Source organism: Pseudomonas lijiangensis, assembly GCF_018968705.1.
GTDB classification, from domain to species: domain Bacteria; phylum Pseudomonadota; class Gammaproteobacteria; order Pseudomonadales; family Pseudomonadaceae; genus Aquipseudomonas; species Aquipseudomonas lijiangensis.
This window is the reverse complement of the sequence record NZ_CP076668.1, coordinates 2,311,616-2,333,156: the sequence shown is the minus strand read 5'-3', so window position 1 is coordinate 2,333,156 and position 21,541 is coordinate 2,311,616. Positions and strand designations below refer to the sequence as shown.

Here is a 21,541-nt window from a genome sequence, read left to right as displayed (position 1 = left end):
TGCCCATTCTCAGGATGCCGACTCCCAACGACGGAAAATAACGCTGGCATTCACACCACCAAAACCGAAGCCGTTGGACAGCGCATGGGTCAGCGGCAGTTTACGGGCGGTCAGGCCGACAAGGTCCAGCCCTTCTGCCGCTTCGTCAGGGTTATTCAGGTTCAGCGTGGGTGGCACGATCTGGTCGCGCAGCGCCATTACCGTAAAGATGGCTTCAATGCCACCCGCCGCACCCAGCAGATGCCCGGTAGCGGACTTGGTCGAGGTGATTGCCACACTTGAGCCTGCACCAAACACCGAGCGAATGGCGGCCAGCTCGCCTTTGTCGCCCACTTGAGTCGACGTTGCATGAGCGTTGATGTGCTGAATATCCGATGGGCTCAAACCGGCCTGTCGCAAGGCCTGCTGCATGGCGCGCCGGGCTCCGCCGCCATCCTCGGGGCCAGCCGTCAGGTGATAGGCATCGGCGCTGGTGCCATAGCCCACCAGTTCCGCCAGCGGCGTGGCGCCACGGGCCAAAGCGTGCTCAAGGGACTCGATGACCAATATCCCCGCACCTTCGGCCATGACAAAGCCATCACGGTCACGATCAAAGGGGCGCGAGGCCTCCTGAGGTCGCTCGGCAAACCCGGTGGACAGGGCACGAGCAGCAGCAAAGCAACCCAGGGTCACTCGGTCAATCGCAGCCTCCGTCCCACCGCACACCGCAATATCGGCCTCACCGCTTCTGATGAGCCTGGCGGCGTCGCCAATGGCTTGTACACCGGCTGCGCAAGCGGTCACCGGAGCACCGAGCGGGCCCTTGAAACCGTGCTTGATGGAAATATGCCCGGCCGCCATGTTGGCCAGGAAGGACGGCGCGGTGAATGGCGACAGCCTGCGCGGGCCACGGGCATCGGTGGTCCGCACGGCCTCGGCGATGACCCCGAAACCGCCCACGCCCGATGCAATGATGGTCGCAGTGCGCTGCTGCGCGTCTTCATCGACCGGATGCCAGTTTGCCTGCTCCAGCGCCTCATGGGCGGCCACCAGTGCAAACTCGATGAAGCGATCCATCTTCTTGCGGTCCTTGGCCGAAATGAGACGGTCCGGGTCATAACCCGCAATAGCGTCTTCTTCCAGCGACGGCACTTGTCCGCCTACTGCTACGCCCGTGCCCTCGGTGATGTCCTGGGCAAGATTGCGAATACCGGACTGTCCGGCCAGCAGCCTTTCCCAGACCGCCTCCACGCCACATCCCAGTGGTCCGACAATCCCGACGCCCGTCACTACGATTCGTTTTTGAGCCGTGAAATCAGTCATTCAAAACCTCTTTTTTACACAGTCGGCAGCAAGACGCGGGTCATGCTGTCTTTTCGGTTGGCCCGGTATCAGGGCGGATCCTGAACCAGATGGCGTACATCGCAGGCAGGAACACCAACGTCATGATGGTGCCGCCAAAGGTGCCGCCGATCAGGGTGTAGGCCAGCGTTCCCCAGAACACCGAATGGGTCAGCGGGATGAAAGCCAGGATTGCCGCCAGCGCTGTCAGCAGTACAGGACGGGCACGCTGCACGGTGGCTTCCACCACGGCACGGAAAGGGTCGAGGCCCTGGGCCTTGTTGTCCTGAATCTGGCCGATCAGGATCAGGGTATTGCGCATCAGGATCCCCGACAGCGCGATCAGGCCCACCAGAGCGTTGATGCCAAAGGGTTGCTGGAAAAGCAGCAGAGTCGGCACCACGCCGATCAACCCCAGCGGTGCGGTGAAAAACACCATGATCATGGCCGAGATCGACCGCACCTGAAGGATGATGATCAGCAAGGTCAGTGCAATCATGATCGGGAACAGCGGCAGCATCGCCTTGCTGGCCTTGGCCGACTCTTCGCTCGAACCTGCTTCAACGATCCGGTAGCCATCGGGCAGCGCGTCGATGACCGGTTGCAGTTGCTTCAGGACAACGCTGGACACATCGGGCGGTTGCAGGCCCTCGGCGATGTCGCCGCGCACCGTGATGGTGGGCGTGCGATCCCGGCGTCGCAGAATGGGGTCTTCCATCCGCACATCGACATCGCCCACCTGAGACAGCGGAATACGCTGCCCGGCCGAACCCACCAGGGTGAAACCGGCAATCTTCGCGGGATCGAGGCGAATGTCACCCGCTGCCCGACCTACCACCTGCACCGAGCGGATATCTTCCCGAACCGCCGTGATGGGTACACCCGCCAGCAGAAACTGCAATTGCTGCGCGACAGCATTCGACGTCAGACCCACGGCCTGCAGGCGATCCTGATCCAGCGAAAAATGCAGCACAGGCACCAACGGTCCCCAGTCGGTATTGACGGTCCTCATCATCGGGCTTGCCTGCAATACCTTCTGAACCTGGCCAGCGATTTCGCGCAACTTCAAGGGGTCAGGCCCCATCACGCGATAGGCCACGGGGAACGGCGAATACGGACCAAACACCAGTTGAGTCACCCGGACCTGCGCCTCAGGCGCCAGCCCTTCGGCAGCCGCCTCACGGATACGGAACTTGAGGGCTTCACGTGCCTCCTGGCTGTCCGTCAGGACCACAATCTTGGCAAAGGATGGATCAGGCAGTTCCGGCGCCATGGCCAGATAGAAACGCGGTGCGCCCTGGCCGATGTAGGACGTGACGATCCGGGCTTCCTTCTGCTTTTGCAGCCAGGCTTCGACCTTGGCAACAGCAGCGCTGGTCTGCTCGATGGAGGTGCCGTATGGCATCTGCACTTCGATCAGCACTTCCGGCCGGTCGGATGTCGGGAAGAACTGTTTCTTGACCAGCCCCATGCCGACAATCGCCACCACAAAGGCCCCGATTACCGTACCGGCGACCAGCCATTTACGCGCAATGACGTTTCTCAGGAAGCCGCGAAAACGGTTGTAGTTGGGCGTGTTGTAGATCGCCTCATGACCGCCCTCCACCTGCTTGAGCTCCGGCAGCAGCTTCACGCCCAGGTAAGGCGTGAACACCACGGCGACAACCCAGGACGCAATAAGCGCAATGCCGACGATCCAGAACATGTTGCTGGTGTATTCACCAGCCGTGGACTGGGCAAAACCGTTGGGCATGAAGCCGATGGCGGTCACCAGCGTGCCGGAGAGCATGGGCGCCGCGGTATGGCTCCAGGCATAGGCCGATGCGGCCATGCGGCTGTAGCCCTCCTCCATTTTCACCACCATCATTTCGATTGCGATGATTGCGTCGTCCACCAGCAACCCCAGCGCCAGGATCAGAGAACCCAGGGTGATACGGTCGAAGTTCTTGCCGGTGGCCGCCATCACCACGAAGACCACCGCCAGCGTCAAAGGCACGGCAGCCGCCACCACGACACCCACTCGCCAGCCCATGCTGAGGAAACAGACCAGCATCACCACCAGCAAGGCGATGAAGAACTTGACCATGAACTCATCGACCGATGAACTGATGTTCACCGATTGGTCGGTCACCTTGCTCAGGGTCATGCCCAGTGGCATGCCGTCGTTGATTTTCGTGGTTTCCGCGTCCAGGGCCTTGCCCAGGTCCAGGCCGTTCCAGCCTTCGCGCATCACGACGCCCAGCAACAAGGCCGGCTCTCCGTTATTGCGTACCTGGAAGGTCGCCGGGTCTTCATAGCCGCGCTCGACGGTCGCTACGTCCGACAGCTTCAGGGTACGGCCCTGCACCGAAACCGGTGTGTCACGAATCTTTTTCAGCCTGTCGAAAGCGCCGTCCAGGCGCAGAAAGACCTGCGGCCCCAGTGTTTCAATCGAACCGGCCGGGGTGAGCACGTTCTGGCTGTTCAGGGCTGAGAAAATCTCCTGAGGGGAAATGCCCAGCGTCGCAAGACGATCATGGGAGAAGGACACAAAGATGCGCTCGGCCTGCTCGCCAATGATGTTGACCTTTTTCACGCCCGGCACGTGCAGCAGACGCTGGCGCAGCGACTCGGCATCGCGCACCAACAGCCGTTGCGGCTCGCCTTTGGCTTTGAGAGCAAACAGCGCGAAGGTCACATCGGAGAATTCGTCATTGACCATGGGACCGATGACACCTGCCGGCAAGAGCCTGGCTTCGTCACCGATCTTCTTGCGCGCCTGATAGAACTCTTCCTGCACTTGCGAAGGTGGCGTGCTGTCGAGCAGCGACAGCATGGTGAAAGCCATGCCCGGGCGCGTGTAAGTTTCCGACCGATCGTACCAGCGCAGTTCCTGCAGGCGCTTTTCCAGCGGCTCGGCGACCTGATCCTGCATTTCCTGCGCCGTCGCACCCGGCCATACGGTGATCACCGTCATCTGCTTGACCGTGAACGGCGGGTCTTCCGCACGTCCCAGGCCGAAGAAGGCCAGGATCCCGGCAGCGGAAATCAGAAAAATCAGGAACAGGGTGATGGAGCGCTCGCGAACGGCGAGCGCCGACAGATTGAAACGCCCCTCGCTCATGGCTGGCTCCCGACGACTCTGGCATCCAGTGTTTCGCTCAGCCGGACCTGATCGCCGTCATGCAGCAGATGGGCTCCCAATGCCACCACTTGCTCGCCGGCCTTGAGATTGCCGGTTATCCGTACCACATCGTCATGCAGGGCAAGCACCTGAACGGGTTTCCAACTCACCTTCAAAGGCTTGCCAGAGATGGTCCACACACCGGTGCCGGTGCCCGGATCGTAAAGCGCACCCATGGGGATTTGAAGAGCTTGAGCGGACGCTGCGCCATAAGCGATCTGCAGACTGACCGTCGCCCCCAGCGGTGCGCTGGCCATCGCCCCCTCAAGTACATACCTCGCCTCGAACGTGCGGGTCACGGGATCGGCGGCGTTGGAGAGCAGGCGCAATTTCGCAGGCACTGCACCCAGGCTGCTGCCATACAGGGTGGCTTGTGCCACGGAGCCCACAGCCGGGCGCAGGGTTTCGGGCAAGTGCACGATGGCCTCACGCTGCCCCGCCCGCGCCAGCCTCACCACCGGTTGCCCAGCACTGACAACCTGACCGGGCTCGGCCAGGGTTTCCACCACGACGCCATCGGCGTCAGCCAGCAGAACGGTATAGCTGGTGGCGTTGCGGGCCACATTGGCCTGGGCTTGGGCAGCACTGAGTTGCGCCTTGGCCGAATCCGCCGCCGCTTTTATCTGGGCGTAGGTAGAAGCCGAAACGGCGCCGGTAGCGACCAGATTCCGATACCGCGCTTCGTCGTCGACCGCCTGCCTGGCCACTGCCTGCGCGGCAGTGACCGCGTCTTGCTGTGCCTTGGCCTGCAGGCCGAGGTCTACCGGGTCAATACGCATCAGCGGCTGACCTTGCCGGACGCTCTGACCGGTATCGACCAGGCGCTCAAGCACCTTGCCCGAGACACGAAAACCCAGATCGCTCTGAATACGCGCCGCAACGGTGCCGGTAAAGGAACGGGAAATATCCGTTGATTCCTGAACCGTAGCGACCCTGACCAGCGGCGCTTGAAGGCGTGGATCAGGGGCGACGGAGGAGTCGCCACACCCTGTCAGGAAGAGCGGCAGCAAACAAAAGGCAACGACAGCAGATCGGCGACGGGACATGAGGGCACGGGCTCAGAAAGATGATCCAGAGCCAGATTCTCATTCTAGTGACCAATTAAGTCAATAGTCACAACTTCAAGCTAAGGCGCCATGCTGCGTAATATCAATGCCGACAGATGGACGGTTGTCTCCTCGGCACGATCAAGGCTGTACTGCAACAACACGGGGTTGATGTAGGGCCACATCACCAGATAAATGGCATTGCTCACCTCATCCAGCGGCGTCTTGCGCTCGAATTCGCCCGCTTCCCGACCTTCCCGGACAATCTGCTCGATCAACTGCCGCAACCGCACTTCATGGCCGCGCGCAGAAGGCCACTGATCCCTGGCCGAAACAGCGGCAATGTCAAAGAGCTTTCGATCATGAAAAAACAGGCTGCTGCCCGCCTCCACCAAGGCCTTGAGCATTCGCCGCAGCTTTTCGGAAGCGGTCGGCGCATCCACCACGGCGGCATTGACGATTTCCATGATGGCGGCCAGACGATTGGTACAAATCACCTCACCGATAGCCTGTTTGGAATCGAAGAACTTGTAGATATAGGCCTTGGAAAAGCCGATGGCACGGGCCAGGTCGGACACCGTGGTTTTCTCGTAACCATAATGGCCGAAGTGCTCGGTGGCGGCTTCGACGATCTGGTCACGAACGTTATGATCCAACGGACCACGCGAAGGGGATACATTCTGTCTTTCAGTCATTTTTCCAGCCCGGCTTGCGTGACCTTGATTGATAAATAGTGACTATATTGCGATTTGGTCATGAATTTCCATCTTTCGGACAGAACGGCCACACTGTCCGTACAAAACCATCTGCCTACTCATGAAAACAGCTCATGACGGCATCCCGCTTGCGGGCTTAATGAATCCCTGTGCGTCTTCTATGATGCCTGTTCAACTCTGTTCCTGCTCTCAAGGACTCCGGATGAATGAGTCTGCACCCCACGTAATCGGCCTCATATTGGCTGCCGGACGCAGCCGACGCTTTGCGGACGACAAGCGCCGGGCGCTTCTGCCCGACGGGCGCACCATGCTGCAAGCCAGTATCGACACTGCCCGACAGTCCTTCAATGAGGTCTGGGTGGTGCTGCGCAGCGATGACGATGCGCAAGCGCTGGGGATTGTGCCCGATGTCGGCATCGTGCGCAGCGAACAGGCCGATCTGGGTATGGGACACAGCCTGGCCAGCGGCATCGAAGCACTGATGCCCTCGCCCGCCATCGCAGTCGCCATCCTGCTTGCCGACATGCCCTGGCTGCAAACGGCTACCCTGCGAAGCCTTGTGCAACTGGCCGACCCGCAGCGGATCGCACAGCCGGTGTATGCAGGACAGCGCGGCCATCCGGTAATCATCGGTCGTCAATTATGGCCAGAACTGCTGCTACTCGAAGGCGATCAGGGTGCCAGAACACTGCTGACAGCCAATGCCTCGGTTTGCGACCTCATGGCAACCGATGATCCCGGCACCGTGCGCGACGTCGATACGCCGGAACAGATTCTGCAGGATCTTCCAAACGCTCGATAATCACTTATCCAGCGCAGTCGCCTGAGCGTATTCCTGATCGCTGACCTGTTGCATCCAGTCCACGACCTTGCCATCCAGAACCTCGGCAATCGCGATGTGGGTCATGCCGGTTTTCGCCGTCGCGCCATGCCAGTGCCGGGTATGAGGTGGAATCCATACCGTATCGCCAGGCCGGATGGTCCTGATCGGCTGCCCCTGCTGCTGGACCAGCCCCGTACCTGCAGTGACGATCAGGGTCTGACCCAGTGGATGGGTATGCCAGGCCGTGCGAGCGCCCGGCTCGAAGGTGACTGTCGCACCACTGACGCGTGCATCGCCGGTGCCCTTGAAAGGAGCATCCACGCGCACCTGGCCGGTGAAGTAATCCGTTGGCCCCTTGGCCGAAGGCTGAGAGCCGTTTTGAGTGACAGTCACAACCGGACTCGTCTCGCTATGGGCCTCGGCTGCCAGAAGAGAAAGGGAAAGTGCTGTTGCTGCGAGCGTCTTCAAAGACAGTCCTCCATCTATATGGATGAGCGCTCCGCGGGGCATGAGGGACTTCAATCAGAGAGTGCCTGGCTCATGCCCACTCTGTAAGCGGCTGCGTCGAGTGTGCCGAATCCCTTTGCGGTGACACGACACGCCCAATCTATCAACCTCAAGAGCCAGTGATTAGTCAGCTGAATCCGCTAACCGCCATGAGTCAGTTTCATTAATCGGTGAATCAGGCTGCGCTGGAACGCTTGACCGTCACGATCAGGATGCCGCCGATGATTGCCATGATCCCGACAATCAACGTCATCGTCAGTTGCTCACCCATGAAGATCACCGACATCAACAGCCCCACGACCGGCACACCGAGCATTGCCGTCGACATGCTGGTGCTGGACAGCCACATGCTGGCCGCATTGACCGCGCAAAAGCAGAACGCTGTTGCCAGAGGCCCCATGAAAATCAGGATCTCCCACAGGGTTCTCGAGCCGTCACCGGTAAAAGGCCCTTCCGTGAAGTAAGCCAGCGCGATCAGGGGAATGGTGGCAACCAGCATCTGCCAGGGGGCCAGTTGGTAAGCACTGGTGGTGTTTTTTGAGTAGCGCAGATGCAGGATGCACATTGCCCAGCAGAAGGAAGCTGCCAGCAGCATCAGGTTGGCTTTCACCAATGCGCCGTTGCCCCAGTCCAGCGTCAGGGGATTGAACAGCACACAGACACCGACGCCCCCCAGCAACGTGCCGATCAGTTGTCGCGTGGACAGTTTCTCCCGCAGGAACATGACGGCAATCGGCGTCACCCACAGCGGCGTGGTGTAGGCCAGAACGGCAGAGCGGCCAGCCGGCACCTGAGTCATGGCAATGGCGCCCAGCACAGTGAAGGTCAGCATTTGCAGCAGGCCGACACTCAGGATCAGAGGCAGATCCTGGCGGGTGGGCAGCCGCAGCTTGCCGGTCACCAGTTGCAATGCCAGCAGACAGGCTGCACCGCTCGCAAAGCGCAAGGTTGAAAACCAGACCGGTGTGACATGCTCAAGGCCAGCTTTCATGACCGGCCAGTTAGCGCCCCAGATCAGGATTGCCACGATCAAGAGAAGCACACCCTTGGCCTTGGGCGAAGACACCAGGCTCTGCGAATGTGCCGGGTCGTTCACCAGGGCACTGTGCTTGCTTGCGTCTGACATGTTTTCCCTCTTCTGAACGAGCGCTTCGAGGGAAAAATTTTAACTGGCGTATCGGGAGAAAGTTTCTCCCTTCTCGGCTATCAATCCATCAGATCAAAGATGTAATCTCTGCCAAATCACGATTTTGCAGAGGTTTATTCTTTTGAAAAAACTGGACCGAACCGATATCAGTATTCTGAACACGCTGCAGCAGGACGCCGGGATCACCAATGCGGACCTGGGACGCTCGGTAAACCTCTCGCCCACGCCCTGCTTCAACCGGGTCAAGGCCATGGAGGAAGCGGGCCTGATCAAAGGCCAGGTGACACTGCTGGACCCTCAGGTGCTGGGCCTGCATCTCAATGTGTTCATCCATGTCAGCCTGGAAAAACAGGTCGAAAATGCCTTGCGACTGTTCGAGCAGGCGGTGGCCGACCGACCGGAAGTGATGGAGTGCTACCTGATGACCGGAGATGCCGATTATCTGCTGCGTATTCTGGTGGCCAACATTCAGGACCTGGAACGTTTCATCCTGGATCACCTGTCGAAGATTCCGGGGGTCGCGAATATCCGTTCCAGCTTCGCTCTCAAGCAGGTGCTCTACAAGACAGCCCTGCCACTGCCGCCCAACGGGTTGACTCTTGCAGAACCCAGATAACCCGTGTCAATGCTCAGCCTGAGGAGTGATGAAGCTGACAAACGTCAGGTTTGCACCAGACTCGATCAGGAAACTGATCAGCGCCGACATGGCTGAACTGGCGAAATGTTCGGTCATCTCGCAAGCACTTGCCCAATGGCCGCTCAAAATCCACAGACAAGGCTCATGAGCGCTGCGACTTAGCGCATACCCAAGGCATCCTTGCGCGTCCTGAAGCTGATCGACATGCAGCTTGAGGCGGCTCTCGAAAAACGGGTCCGTGTCTTCGATAAAGCGGATTTCCAACCCGTTCATGGCATTGATATGCATTCCAGCCCTCTCCCACTAAACCTGAGCCATGCATCCAGGTGATTGATATCGTTCATACAACCTGTGCGCCAGCGAAGTTAACGATCAAGCGGCCTCATGACTATAAGGTCTGGCTGAATGTACTGATGAGCTGACCTCATCAATCAGCCATTCATAGAAAAGAGCGCAGCCCTAAACTTCGGGCCAGACAGGCCGAAATAAGAAAGACAGGCGCTTTCAGACGCCCCAAAGGGCAAAAAAACGCCTGTGTGTGACCGGTTAATCACCGATCAGAGGGCAATACTGGATACATTCAGTAATATTTAGCGTGCTATCGATAGCAGGAAAACGCGCTGATCGTTACGTGAACGGCTCGCAAAAAGCAGTTTCTGGATGACATCAGGCACGACAACGTAGGCAGGATAAGGCTCTAGAACGTGATGGCACCTCGCGCCAGAGGTTCACATTATGCGAAAATGCCGCGTCATCGCCGACTTGGAGCGCCAGCCAGAACATGGCAGCATGCGCGCCCTCGCCGAGTCTGACGATGATGAGCTTATGACACGCAGGTCACCGTAGCATGTCGCAGCAGCCTTGATGACGGACAGGACACCACAGACGTGTCTATGAATACCGACTCCGTGTCGGAACTCCGTGAGGAAGCTGATGGGCATGGTTTGCGCGTGCAGGGAGGATGTCTTCGCTGCGCATGGAGCCATACCAACAGAACTATGTGTCACTCAAGCCGCTGAAGCCAATGATGATAAGAAGTCAGCGCAGGAGGACATAGAAAGTGAGGTCTAAAGCGTTATTGTATTGGCCTTGTATGTCCACCTCTAGTCCTTGTGGGTGCGAGAGTTTGTCGCATGCGGCATAGCATGCGACACACCACGGCTCCCATTACAGAACCTGAGGGCGGATGGCGTTTATCATATGGATCACAGTATGTTGAAGAAAATGAACACGGCTCTGCTGGGGCTGGCTATGTCGATGGGTCTCATGCCCTTGCATGCGGCTGAAGCAAAAAAAGTAGACGTTTTGCTCATCGGGGGAGGAATCATGAGTTCGACCCTGGGTATCTGGCTCAATGAGCTGGAGCCAGGCTGGTCGATCGAAATGGTTGAACGTCTTGATGGTGTCGCCCAGGAAAGCTCGAACGGCTGGAACAACGCCGGTACGGGTCACTCTGCCCTGGCCGAGCTGAACTACACGCCAGAAAAAGACGGCAAGATCGACGTCTCCAAGGCCATCGAAATCAACGAATCCTTCCAGATCTCCCGCCAGTTCTGGGCGTGGCAGGTCAAGAACGGTGTGTTGAAAAACCCGCGTTCGTTCATCAACTACACCCCGCACATGAGCTTCCTGTGGGGCGACAAGAACATCTCGTTCCTGAAAAGACGCTATGAAGCCCTGAAGGTCAACCCTCTCTTCAGCGCCATGCAGTACTCCGAAGATCAGGAGCAGATCAAGAAGTGGGTTCCGCTGATGATGGAAGGGCGTGACCCGAACCAGAAAATCGCGGCTACCTGGACTCCGATCGGTACCGACGTGAACTTCGGCGAAATCACTCGCCAGTTCGTGGGCCATCTGAAAAACCAGCCTAACTTCAATCTGCAACTGTCGAGTGAAGTCGAAGACATCAAGCGTAACGCTGATGGCTCGTGGCGCGTGTCCTACAAGAACCTGAAAGACGGTAAAGAAACCGAAACCGACGCCAAGTTCGTCTTCATCGGCGCGGGCGGTGGTGCACTGCACCTGCTGCAGAAGTCCGGTATTCCTGAAGCCAAGGAATACGGTGCCTTCCCTGTTGGCGGTTCGTTCCTCGTGACCGAAAACCCGGCGATCGCTGACCTGCACATGGCCAAGGCCTATGGTCAGGCTTCGGTTGGCGCACCTCCGATGTCGGTTCCTCACCTGGACACCCGCGTACTGGATGGCAAGCGCGTTATCCTGTTTGGCCCATTCGCGACCTTCTCCACGAAGTTCCTGAAAGAAGGCTCTTACCTGGACCTGCTGACCAGCACCACCCTGCACAACGTCTGGCCAATGACGCGAGTCGGTATCAAGGAATACCCACTGGTTGAATACCTTGCCGGCCAGTTGATGCAGTCCGATGACGATCGCTTCGCAGCCCTGAAAGAATACTTCCCTAACGCCAAGAAAGAAGACTGGCGTCTGTGGCAGGCAGGTCAGCGCGTTCAGATCATCAAGCGTGATGAAGAGAAAGGCGGCGTCCTGAAACTGGGTACCGAGATTGTCAGCTCCAAGGACAACAGCATTGCCGGTCTGCTGGGTGCATCGCCAGGTGCATCGACCGCAGCTCCGATCATGCTGGGCGTCCTCGAGAAGATCTTCAAGGACAAGGTTGCAACCCCTGCCTGGCAGGAAAAGCTGCACCAGATCATCCCAAGCTACGGCACCAAGCTGAACGATCATCCTGATCAGGTTGCCAAGGAATGGGCTTACACCAGCGAAATCCTGCAACTGCCAGCGCCACCAGCTGTTGGCGCTGCAGCACCAGCAGCGGCGGCTCCGGCAGCAGCACCTGCCAAGCCACGCGAAAGCAACGCAGCGACTGATATGGCGCTGTAATGCAAAAGCCCCATCAAACCTGGTTTGATGGGGCTTTTTTCTGAAGCCGGAAATATCGCTCTACCGCACTCCCCGCCTTACCTTCCCACTCCTACTTCGCGAACAGCTGACTCATATCCTTGAACGCCTTGAACTCAAGCGCGTTGCCACAAGGATCCAGCAGAAACATGGTCGCCTGCTCACCCACCTGCCCCTTGAAGCGGATGTAAGGCTCGATCACGAAACGGGTCTCGAATGACCTCAGACGCTCGGCCAGCGCTTCCCACTGCTCCCACTGCAACACGATGCCAAAATGCGGAACAGGCACGTCATGGCCGTCCACCGGATTGCTGTGGGCGCTTTCCTGCACCGCATTCTTGGGAGCCTCGTGAATCACCAGTTGATGGCCATAGAAATTGAAATCGACCCAATGATCGCTGGAACGCCCTTCTTCCAGGCCAAACACCTGGCCATAGAAAGAACGTGCAGCCGCAAGATCGTAGACCGGGATCGCAAGGTGAAAGGGAGAAAGGCTCATCAGAAACTCCAGGCTTTTTGGTTTTATCAACCGCAAGGTCTTGCTCGCGGCCGTTCAGTACTGGAGAAATCATAGAAGCCGCGACTCACCAATAAAATCAATATATATTTCTCAGATTCACAAAAGAGATTTATCAATGATTCGTGAGCTGAAGACCCTGGTCGCGGTCGCACAGGAAGGCACGTTCGCTGCCGCCGGGAACCGCATCGGCCTTACACAGGCCGCCGTCAGCGCTCAGATACAACGCCTGGAAACCGAACTTGGCTTCCAGCTATTCGACCGCAAGGGCCGCACCGCGCACCTCAACCGGATGGGACATCAGATACTCCTTCAGGCCCAGGAACTGATCCGCCTGTACAACAACCTTGGCTCGACAGCCTCCGGGCAACCCGAGAGCATACTGCTCAACATCGGCGCGATTGCCTCGGTCCAGCGCTCGCTGCTACCCGACGCACTGGCTGCCTTTCACAGCCAATGGCCACAGTGCCGCACCCGCGTCATACCCGGTGTATCCATGCAACTGCTCAATCTGGTGGATGCCGGCGAGATCGACATGGCCGCCATCATCCGTCCTCCGTTCGCCCTGCAAAGCGATCTGCGCTGGACCGCCCTGGCCAGCGAACCCTATCGCCTGATCGTCCCGAGCCACCTGCCCGGCGACGACTGGGCCGGACTGCTCTGCACCCAACCCCTGATCCGCTACGACCGCACCTCGTTCGGCGGACGACAGGTCGACCGCTTCCTGCGTCAGATGCACTTCACCCTGCGCGAAACCTGCGAACTGGACGAACTGGAAGCCATCATCAAACTGGTCGCCAATGGCGTCGGCGTGGCGCTGGTTCCACAGACGGCCGATCACAAGCAATGGCCAGCCGAAGTCCGGGCACTGGAACTGGGCGCGCATACATTTCATCGGGATGTGGGGCTGGTGCATCGCGCAAAGGAGAATCTGAGCGAGCCGGTGAGGCTATTGATTGAGTTGGTGGAGGGGCTAGTGCAGAAGAGATGACGGATTTCAGCACCCGGCGTTCAAACGACTTATCTCGCTGCAGCCGCGCACATTCAGCGCGCGACTGCAGTTTCCACTACGGCGTTTTAGCGGTGAGGACGAGGGCAAGGCAGCCCCGTATCATCGCAAGCCGTATTGATGCGCAAACCACTGCTCAGGCGACTGGCGACCTGAAGCGGCATGACCGTGGAACTCGTGGTGCCGGCTTTGGCTGCATCCTGAGCCTGGACCTGGGCATATTTACCTTCCTGGACAGAAACAGGTTGCTGACTGACGGCAGCAAACGCCATTCCTTGCAGACCGATCACGGCCGCAGTGACGACAACGAGCTTTTTCAATACGGACTTACCTGTTACTCGATTCATGATACTTCCTCTCGATAGCTTCATATTGAGTTGATGCGAGTAAGGCTTTTTGTTTTCTTGCTGGCAGAGTTGGCTGCCGCGGGAGAATGTATCCCCTTTATCATGAATTTTGATATGCAGGCATACATGAAGAAAATTTCACTTGACCAAATCAATAAACTTAAAAATTTCCACCCTGATTCTGAACGGCAGGTTTTTTTGAAGGGAGTCCAGAGAGAACCATCGACAACGTGCTGCTGAAGCAAGCGCGCACCGAAGGTCGGCATCATGTCGCTCAAACCCTGCACTTGAGTTTCGCAGTCATGGCCACTCCCTGATACGCAAGACCGGGCAGCCGATCATGTTGCACAAATCACAATGCCAATTGAGTATCGATAGGTCATGCACTAGAACAGGGCCAAACACGCCCCATAAATAGGCAATACGACTTGATAAAGCATTTTAAAAGCAAAAAACACCTCCAAATAAACTCGAATTAATACGCACCTCCTTCAAAAATCAACCTTAATATAAAAAATTCAACACACTGATTTTAATGGAAAAAAATAACTAAAAAATCTTTATGCCCCCAACTCAAGGGACAGTAAAAATTTATAAAATTCCTCGCTAAAGCTGGCAGAAACATAGGCGATAATATGGCTTCCAGCCAATACCCCAAAAAATTAAAAACGCCAAGCCACCGCCTAAAGAATGGCTAAGTCAGGAGTTACGCATGCTTAAAAAACTTAGCATTTCTCAGAAGCTTTACTTAAGTTTCGCTACGGTCAGTATCATCATCGCCATATTGGTAGCGGGTGCCTATCGGGGGTTTGAGCAAGTCCAGGATGCCACGAACAGTAATATTCATACCTATCAGGTACTCAGCGAGGCTCAGCTGGCCCTTGAGCAATTGGTCAATATCGAAACCGGCATGCGAGGCTTCGTCATTTCATCAAAGGATTCTTTCCTCGCGCCATTGATGGAGGGAGAAAAAAGCTTTTCCGAAGAGCTTCAGTCACTCAGAAAGCTGACAGCGGACAATCCGGATCAGCAACGACGCCTTGCCCTGCTGGAGGAAACCCAAAAGCGCTGGTTAAACGAAGATATCAATCCGATCATTGCTCTGCGCAGGGACCTCACGGCACGCGACATGCCTGATGATGAGTTGGATCAACGCATTACGTCAGGTGCCGACAAGGCCAAAATGGACAGCATGCGCGCCACCCTGGCCGAGATCAAAGCAGCCGAAACCCAACTGCTGGCGAAAAGAAGCCAACACATGAAGGACGCTAAAGATCTAGCCCTCATGATCCTGATCTGGGGCGGTCTTGCAGCCGCAGCCCTCTCCCTCTTCCTGGCCGCCACTCTGGGGCGCAGCACCACGGCACGCCTGCAGACGGCCATCGATGCAGCCACGGCGATTGCCAATGGCAAACTGGATACCGTCATCGACACCAGCAGCCATGATGAACTGCCAAAAGCCTTTGATCGCATGCAGAGCCGCTTGCGCGAAACGATCCAGCAGATCAACCAGGCAGCGAATCAACTGGTGGTCGCCGTGCAACAGATCTCCGGTGCATCCACACAATTGTCCGGCGCCATTCAAGAGCAATCGACATCAGCTTCGATGATGGCTGCCACCATCGAAGAGTTGACCGTAAGTATCCATCACGTCTCTGAAAACGCCGATGAAGCCCACCAGATCGCCAGCCACTCGGGGCAGCAATCCAAGGAAGGCGCCCACGTCATCGAAAATACGCTTTCAAGCATGAGCGGCATAGCCAAGACCGTGCAGCACTCATCTGCACAGGTCGCAGACCTGGGTCAGCACTCGGAACACATTTCTTCGATCATCAGCGTGATTCAAGGCATTGCCGATCAGACCAACCTGCTGGCACTCAACGCCGCCATCGAAGCTGCTCGCGCCGGAGAACAAGGCCGCGGCTTCGCAGTGGTTGCCGATGAGGTGCGCCTGCTGGCACAGAACACAGGCAAGTCGACCAAGGAGATCGCAGGCATGATCGAGAAGATCCAGGCTGGCGTTCGCGAAACGGTCGAAACCATGCGCAATGGTGTAGAAGAAGTGAATCAGGGCGTGACAATGGCCGGAACTGCCGGTCAGGCCATCATCGAAATCCGCGACAGCTCCAGCAAAGTGCTGCATGTAGTCGACCAGATTTCCTTCGCCCTTCGCGAACAGACTGCCGCCAGCCAGGACGTGGCCCGAAGCGTAGAGCGTTCGGCGCAAATGGCCGAGCAGAACAACCAATCAATTCAGGAACTGCTCAAGACCAGCGGCAACCTGAACAACCTCGCAGCAGGCTTGCAGCGGGAAGTGGCCAGGTTTCAGGTTTAAGCGCTGAAGGCTGAGGCTTCTGACGGGTGCAGAAGCCTGGTTCTGTATCCGCACATAACCAGCTCTGACGCTGACAAAACTCCGAGAACAAACCGAGAGCCGAAGAGGCAATAAGCCTCCTCGGCGACCGGTATCAGGTAAACAGGTCGACACCCAGCTGGAAAGCGACCCAGAGCGCCAGGCATGTTGCGAAGAACAATGCGATATTTTCAAACAGGTTATTGCGATATTTCTTGTCCAGCAGCGACTTCTGGTTGGACATGATCAGCAGGCCCAGCGAAATGACCGGCAAACCAATGATGTTCAGCGCACTGACCCCAATGGTCAGGGTCACGAAATCCGGCATGCCTGGAAGCGACCAGATCAATGGCGTTACCAGAATGAACAGCATGAACCACTTATGCATGGGGTCATGGTGAAACTCTTTACCGTACTTCTCGCGACGAGCAGGACTGACATGCTGGAGCGCATCGGTAATCAACATCGGAAATGCAGTAGTTTTTCCTGAAATACTGGCGAACAGGGTCGCAAATACGCCAATAAAGAACACATACCAACCAGCGGGACCAAAGAACATTTCCAGTGCCTTGCCCAAGTCACCCAGGGTCTTCACCTCGATACCGTTTGGCCGCAGAATTTCCGCTCCGACAATCCAGATGGCCAGGTTAATGATGATCCCGACGCACACGGCAAACAATAAATCGTTACGCTGAACACGCTTGTGCTGCGGCCCTACCCAGCCCTTCTGGCGCATGACATAGGGATGCACGAAGTTTGCAATGGAACCTGCAACCGCGCCGATCACCGATACCGCAACCAACAGCGCGCCATGCACACCTTCATCCGACGGGATACTGAAACCAATGGTGCCTTTGACGATACCCACAACATCCGGGCCGGACATGACAGCCAAGGCGATAAAGGCCAGGGTCATGACAGCCAGCAACAACTTCATCACGCCTTCGATCATTGAATAGATGTTGCGACCGACCAGCATCCATACAGCCAGCACCACCGCCACCGAACAGAGCAAGGGGTGGTCGATCCTGAACAGCATCGCCAGCGACTCACCTGCCCCCTTGATCATGTAGGCATTCATCAAATGCCCCATCAGCAAGGCATAAACAAGCATGAACCAGGCAAAAAAGGGATTCAGTTGCGCATAGCCCTGAAGGATTGTCATGCCCTGGTTGTTGCACAACTGGAAGCGAGCAATGATGTTTACGATCAGGTATCTGAGCAGCAGAGAAACCGCCAACACCCACATCATCGCGTAACCGTAATTCGCTCCTGCGACGGACGACGTAATCAGGTCACCTGCACCTAGCCAGGACAGTACGGCAATGACGCCTGGCCCCAGTAGTTTCAGCATTCGTGTAAATCGATTTTGTGCGCGCCCGGATGCCTGACCTTCAACGGAAGGAATGCTTGCCATAGAGGATGTCTCCATTATTGTTTTTGTTAGATCCATAGCAGTCGAACACAGCTCATTAGACGTCGTACAACATTTCTGAAGAAAAATGTGTTTTGAGATGTTTCGGTCTCAGGGTGTCAGTCAGAATTGATGAGGGTTTCTCGGTGCTTGTGGCACTGTGAGACTGCGAAAATTTTCGGGTCGTGTGCATGCATTGTCATTGATTGATGCTCCCACTCTGGATCACATCAGTGGCAGGACAAAAGACGGTTTCGTTTGCTGAAATGCGTCTGTTGTAATCCGTGGGGGCTATTGCCCCCTCTCTCATTCATGGCCTCCCCTGAACCCTATTCTTGACGACTTGCACAGCCTCCAGCCATGCCGCCGTTCTGTGGCAACGCCAGGCCACCAGTCTGTGCATGCGCTCATAATCGGCCATCAGGTTACGTGCAAGAATCGGCTCATGATGAGCGATCCTGTTGCGAATACTGCGTACACATTCAAGGTCGTTATGGATCGTTTCCCTGCACTGGCGAACCGGCATGTGCGACGGCAGACCAGGAAACAAACGATGAATATGCGGCCCCCACAAGCGTGACTCGAAGCGCTGGCTAAACAAGCGAATCCAGAAAGCGAACTTCAATTCGGCCACAACCATGCAGCTCTTGCCTTTGTGAGCCTTGTCTCTGGCTATGCAAAGGTCTTTGCGCAAACTGAACCCCGTGACCGGGTCCGGAAGACTGCGTTCAAACCCGCTCGCCCATGGCCAGGCATTCCCATAGACCGACGCTAACGCCTCAGAAACGGCGTTACGAATGGCGACCTCACACACCTGCTGTGGCAGAAGAAATGCGCCTGATACCTCTGCATTCCAGTGATACAGCTCTATGGCATGTGAGAGGTTGCGTGTTTTCAGAATACGCAGGTAGGTGGCAAGTCGATCCTTGGAGATAACGAGTTCGATGGCTTGAGCATCATCATCCGTAATGAGCAAATGGCGACTCCTTGACTGAGGCAGCGACGAGCAATAGACTTGCCCTCGATTGCTCCGGGAATTTGTTGGCTTCGGCCTCCCCCCGGGGACACAGGAAAAAGGCTCATCGTCAGATGGGCCTTTTTTATTGTCCGTGGGATAGGAGCCAGGCGGGTTCGGCGCCGATCATAGCCAGATCCCGACACAAACTATTGCGCCCAAAGTCGCTTTAGACATGCCCTACAGAAAATTCAGAACACGTCTCTCTGCCTCCACCCGAAGTAAATACCTGCCCGGCCAAACCAGTTTTACAGAAGCCTGCGCCAACGAGTTTTGCCAAGGTTTCCGCACCATCGTGTGGAGCCCTGTTCATGTTCTCAACCAACATTCCGTTTGCAACTGGCAAGCCTGTCATTGCGCTTTTCATCTGCGCTTTTTTGGCAGGTTGTCATACCGTCCCGCCTCACTCGCCAGATCAAACGGTCGAGGCGTATGCACAGATTCCGGACCTTTCTGATACCTCTAAAGTCATGCGCACTGAGCGCTACACCCTGGTCAGTATCGCTGCCTGCCCAGCACAACAGGACTTGCTGCAGCAGATAGTCGATATCCGGATACCCGACCATCTGGATGTGGGTATCAGCGGTCCACACTTCAAACCAATCAATATAGGCCTGCGCGACCTCGGCGAAGGTCATTTCTCCGCTGTCCAGTTCTCCTGGTTTGACGGCGGGGCTTAGGCGTACCTGTGCGCCTATTTCCATTGTGTCTGTCACTGTCGGCAACAGACTCGCCTGAATGGGTGTCCGGCTTAATTAGGCCGCTACACTTTTGCTTATGCGGGACTCGATTTACTTGGAGAGCCAAGACTCAACGACATCAGACCCATGCTCATTTTTCCAAGCTTTCAGCAGCTTATGGTTACCGCCTTTGGTTTCTACGATCTCACCCGAGTGGGGATTTTTGTATACCTTAAGCGAACGCGCCTTACGAGTCCCCTTATCTGGTGCTGCCAGCACTGCTGGCTTACCGTGCTTCGCGGCCGCTGGGTCTAGCAAGCTGATCACGTCACGCAAGCTATAGCCATACTCGGCGAGGAGACTGCGCAATTTGCTCTCAAACTCCATCTCAGCCTGGAGTCCAGAATCACCTTTTAACGACTCGAGCTCAGCGAGCTGAGCGGCTAATTGTTGTTCGAGTTTTCGGTATTCGGCTAAATGGGACATAGTATTCCTCAGGTTATGTGCAGAGCGGCTCGCCGGTGACGAAAGTTGCGATTTCGCCGCCAACGAGGAAAATAACCAAATCAGAGTCCTACCCGTGAAACTCGCTCCGCGTATCCAGTCGCAGCTCAGCTCCGGCCTGGCTCAACCTTCTGAAATTTGCACTCTGGCGTATTGGCGAGAATGACACTGGGAGCAGAGCACATCGATGAAGACGCTTGGCCATGCCAATACGGAGATCAACGAAACTTTCAGCGGACAGTCTTGGCTTTTACACAAAGGCTTAATTTATGCGCGGTAACGGGCGCAAACGGGTTCTGACAATCCATCCCAGCAGCACAAAGCTTGCCCCCAGCAGCCCAATGTATTTCAGATCGATGTTGTCGATCAAAAAGCCGCCGGCCAATGCCCCCAGCATGATCCCGAGATTGATCGCGGTAACGTTCACCGCACCGACCAGTTGAGCGCTACTGCCCGCTCTTCGCAAAACATCGATTCCCATCAACAACCCGGTAGTCGCGTGACAACACCCCACAGCTGCAACTGCAAGGGTGAGAAGCCACACCTCATTACCCAGTAAAGTGATAGCTGCCAGTGATCCGGCTAATACCAGGAGTAGACGCTTGAACAAGGCGTCTAGAGGGTTGGGAACCCGCCTGGCCAATATCAGGTTGCCCACGATGTCTGCAACACCGTAAAGCGCAAGAATCATCGTGACCTGTACCGTGGGCAAGCTGGTCTGGTGGGTCAAGAAGGTGGCGAGGTAACTGAACACGGACATGATTCCGCCGAATATCAGCACCGAGCTCAACAGCATCAGCACAATGTCCTTGTTGCAAATTTCGCCAAGCCGACTTAGCAATGTGCTGGCTGGCTTTGATGCGTTTGACTCAGGCGGACGGATCCACTTGATGACCATCATGAGCGCCAACGCGCTCAAGCCGGACATCAAAAACAATGCTCCCTCCCAATGCCATAAATCACTGACAGCTTTTCCGACAGGAACACCTACAACCGAGGCGATCGATACACCAATTAGAACCCTGGACACTGCGAGGCTTTTGGTCTGCTCCGAAGACATCGCAGCTGCAATCAACGCAGCATTCGTCCAGAAGATTGCGACCCCTACCCCGCCCAGAGCACGCCCGATCAACAGCAAGGGAAAGTTCGTAGTCAGGGCAGCGACGGTATTGCCCAAGAAGAGCGCAACGCAGGCGGCCATCAGCAACGAACGCATGCGTACACGATGTGTAAAGGCAGCAATTACCGGGGCACCGATCCCCATCCCCAAGGCAAATGCAGTGATGAGCCAGCCCGCCTCTCCGACGGTTATGTGCAGCCCTGTCGAGATTTCAGGGAGTAAACCTGCCACGATGAATTCTGATGAGAGCATCACAAAAGCAGTAAACGTCAGTACGTACACTTTCGGGTTGAGCGAATTGATCATTTTTCCTCTGTATAGGTGTTGGGGCTGCGACGAGAGGCGA

Annotated in this window: 20 protein-coding genes; 6 read left to right on the top strand and 14 right to left on the bottom strand. The window is 56.5% G+C overall.

All coding sequences use genetic code 11. From position 1 onward, the window contains the following. Nucleotides 1–9: 9 nt before the first annotated feature. The 4 genes from fabF to KQP88_RS10200 all read right to left on the bottom strand — a co-directional run bounded on the left by fabF (nt 10) and on the right by KQP88_RS10200 (nt 6,224). Nucleotides 10–1,302 carry a beta-ketoacyl-ACP synthase II gene (fabF, locus tag KQP88_RS10215; RefSeq protein ID WP_216705577.1) on the bottom strand — a complete coding sequence of 431 codons (1,293 nt, stop codon included), beginning with the start codon at nt 1,300–1,302 and terminating at the stop codon, nt 10–12. 40 nt (nt 1,303–1,342) lie between these two features. Beyond that, complete coding sequence (locus tag KQP88_RS10210; protein WP_216705576.1) at nt 1,343–4,423, bottom strand: efflux RND transporter permease subunit; 3,081 nt, start codon at nt 4,421–4,423, stop codon at nt 1,343–1,345. Beyond that, nucleotides 4,420–5,529: an efflux RND transporter periplasmic adaptor subunit gene (locus KQP88_RS10205; RefSeq protein WP_216705575.1), complete on the bottom strand. Its 1,110-nt coding sequence runs from the start codon at nt 5,527–5,529 to the stop codon at nt 4,420–4,422. Before KQP88_RS10205 ends, KQP88_RS10210 begins: the two co-directional genes overlap by 4 nt. Before the next feature lie 80 nt (nt 5,530–5,609). Beyond that, entirely contained in the window at nt 5,610–6,224 is a 615-nt protein-coding gene (locus KQP88_RS10200; protein WP_216705574.1) for a TetR/AcrR family transcriptional regulator, read from the bottom strand. 223 nt (nt 6,225–6,447) lie between these two features. Here KQP88_RS10200 and KQP88_RS10195 point away from each other — a divergent pair, with 223 nt between their 5' ends. Beyond that, nucleotides 6,448–7,047: a nucleotidyltransferase family protein gene (locus tag KQP88_RS10195; RefSeq protein WP_216705573.1), complete on the top strand. Its 600-nt coding sequence runs from the start codon at nt 6,448–6,450 to the stop codon at nt 7,045–7,047. Here the strand turns inward: KQP88_RS10195 and KQP88_RS10190 are convergent, their stop codons facing one another. Together KQP88_RS10190 and KQP88_RS10185 are read right to left on the bottom strand one after the other, a co-directional pair. Next, nucleotides 7,048–7,536 (bottom strand): (R)-mandelonitrile lyase, encoded by a 489-nt coding sequence (locus KQP88_RS10190; protein WP_025259729.1) that lies wholly within the window; start codon nt 7,534–7,536, stop codon nt 7,048–7,050. Nucleotides 7,537–7,750: 214 nt separating this feature from the next. Further along, nucleotides 7,751–8,701: a DMT family transporter gene (locus KQP88_RS10185; RefSeq protein WP_200992996.1), complete on the bottom strand. Its 951-nt coding sequence runs from the start codon at nt 8,699–8,701 to the stop codon at nt 7,751–7,753. Between the two features lie 142 nt (nt 8,702–8,843). On the opposite strand from KQP88_RS10185, the gene KQP88_RS10180 reads away from it, so the two are divergent. Then, nucleotides 8,844–9,338, top strand: a complete 495-nt coding sequence (locus KQP88_RS10180) for an Lrp/AsnC family transcriptional regulator (protein ID WP_200992997.1) — start codon at nt 8,844–8,846, stop codon at nt 9,336–9,338. Nucleotides 9,339–9,344: 6 nt separating this feature from the next. Here KQP88_RS10180 and KQP88_RS10175 read toward each other — a convergent pair whose 3' ends face one another. Then, nucleotides 9,345–9,647, bottom strand: a complete 303-nt coding sequence (locus KQP88_RS10175) for a putative quinol monooxygenase (protein ID WP_216705572.1) — start codon at nt 9,645–9,647, stop codon at nt 9,345–9,347. A 924-nt stretch (nt 9,648–10,571) separates the two neighbouring features. Here KQP88_RS10175 and mqo point away from each other — a divergent pair. After that, nucleotides 10,572–12,218 carry a malate dehydrogenase (quinone) gene (gene mqo, locus KQP88_RS10170; RefSeq protein WP_216705571.1) on the top strand — a complete coding sequence of 549 codons (1,647 nt, stop codon included), beginning with the start codon at nt 10,572–10,574 and terminating at the stop codon, nt 12,216–12,218. A gap of 91 nt (nt 12,219–12,309) precedes the next feature. On the opposite strand, the gene KQP88_RS10165 is transcribed toward mqo, so the two are convergent. Next, nucleotides 12,310–12,735: a VOC family protein gene (locus tag KQP88_RS10165; protein ID WP_117164882.1), complete on the bottom strand. Its 426-nt coding sequence runs from the start codon at nt 12,733–12,735 to the stop codon at nt 12,310–12,312. A gap of 136 nt (nt 12,736–12,871) precedes the next feature. On the opposite strand from KQP88_RS10165, the gene KQP88_RS10160 reads away from it, so the two are divergent. Further along, nucleotides 12,872–13,744: a LysR family transcriptional regulator gene (locus tag KQP88_RS10160; protein WP_216705570.1), complete on the top strand. Its 873-nt coding sequence runs from the start codon at nt 12,872–12,874 to the stop codon at nt 13,742–13,744. 86 nt (nt 13,745–13,830) lie between these two features. Here KQP88_RS10160 and KQP88_RS10155 read toward each other — a convergent pair whose 3' ends face one another. Together KQP88_RS10155 and KQP88_RS10150 are read right to left on the bottom strand one after the other, a co-directional pair. After that, nucleotides 13,831–14,082, bottom strand: a complete 252-nt coding sequence (locus tag KQP88_RS10155) for a hypothetical protein (RefSeq protein ID WP_216705926.1) — start codon at nt 14,080–14,082, stop codon at nt 13,831–13,833. Between the two features lie 47 nt (nt 14,083–14,129). After that, the gene (locus KQP88_RS10150) at nt 14,130–14,387 is read right to left on the bottom strand and encodes a hypothetical protein (protein WP_216705569.1); all 258 of its coding nucleotides are present in this window, start codon (nt 14,385–14,387) and stop codon (nt 14,130–14,132) included. Nucleotides 14,388–14,821: 434 nt separating this feature from the next. On the opposite strand from KQP88_RS10150, the gene KQP88_RS10145 reads away from it, so the two are divergent. Continuing rightward, nucleotides 14,822–16,444 (top strand): methyl-accepting chemotaxis protein, encoded by a 1,623-nt coding sequence (locus KQP88_RS10145; RefSeq protein WP_216705568.1) that lies wholly within the window; start codon nt 14,822–14,824, stop codon nt 16,442–16,444. Nucleotides 16,445–16,577: 133 nt separating this feature from the next. On the opposite strand, the gene KQP88_RS10140 is transcribed toward KQP88_RS10145, so the two are convergent. Both KQP88_RS10140 and KQP88_RS10135 read right to left on the bottom strand, forming a co-directional pair. Continuing rightward, nucleotides 16,578–17,879 (bottom strand): Nramp family divalent metal transporter, encoded by a 1,302-nt coding sequence (locus tag KQP88_RS10140; RefSeq protein WP_200993002.1) that lies wholly within the window; start codon nt 17,877–17,879, stop codon nt 16,578–16,580. A gap of 307 nt (nt 17,880–18,186) precedes the next feature. Continuing rightward, entirely contained in the window at nt 18,187–18,852 is a 666-nt protein-coding gene (locus KQP88_RS10135; protein ID WP_216705567.1) for a hypothetical protein, read from the bottom strand. Nucleotides 18,853–19,202: 350 nt separating this feature from the next. On the opposite strand from KQP88_RS10135, the gene KQP88_RS10130 reads away from it, so the two are divergent. Then, nucleotides 19,203–19,571: a hypothetical protein gene (locus tag KQP88_RS10130; RefSeq protein ID WP_216705566.1), complete on the top strand. Its 369-nt coding sequence runs from the start codon at nt 19,203–19,205 to the stop codon at nt 19,569–19,571. A gap of 111 nt (nt 19,572–19,682) precedes the next feature. Here KQP88_RS10130 and KQP88_RS10125 read toward each other — a convergent pair whose 3' ends face one another. Beyond that, nucleotides 19,683–20,057 carry a histone-like nucleoid-structuring protein, MvaT/MvaU family gene (locus KQP88_RS10125; RefSeq protein WP_216705565.1) on the bottom strand — a complete coding sequence of 125 codons (375 nt, stop codon included), beginning with the start codon at nt 20,055–20,057 and terminating at the stop codon, nt 19,683–19,685. Between the two features lie 280 nt (nt 20,058–20,337). Further along, nucleotides 20,338–21,501 (bottom strand): MFS transporter, encoded by a 1,164-nt coding sequence (locus KQP88_RS10120; RefSeq protein ID WP_216705564.1) that lies wholly within the window; start codon nt 21,499–21,501, stop codon nt 20,338–20,340. Between the last annotated feature and the right edge of the window lie 40 nt (nt 21,502–21,541).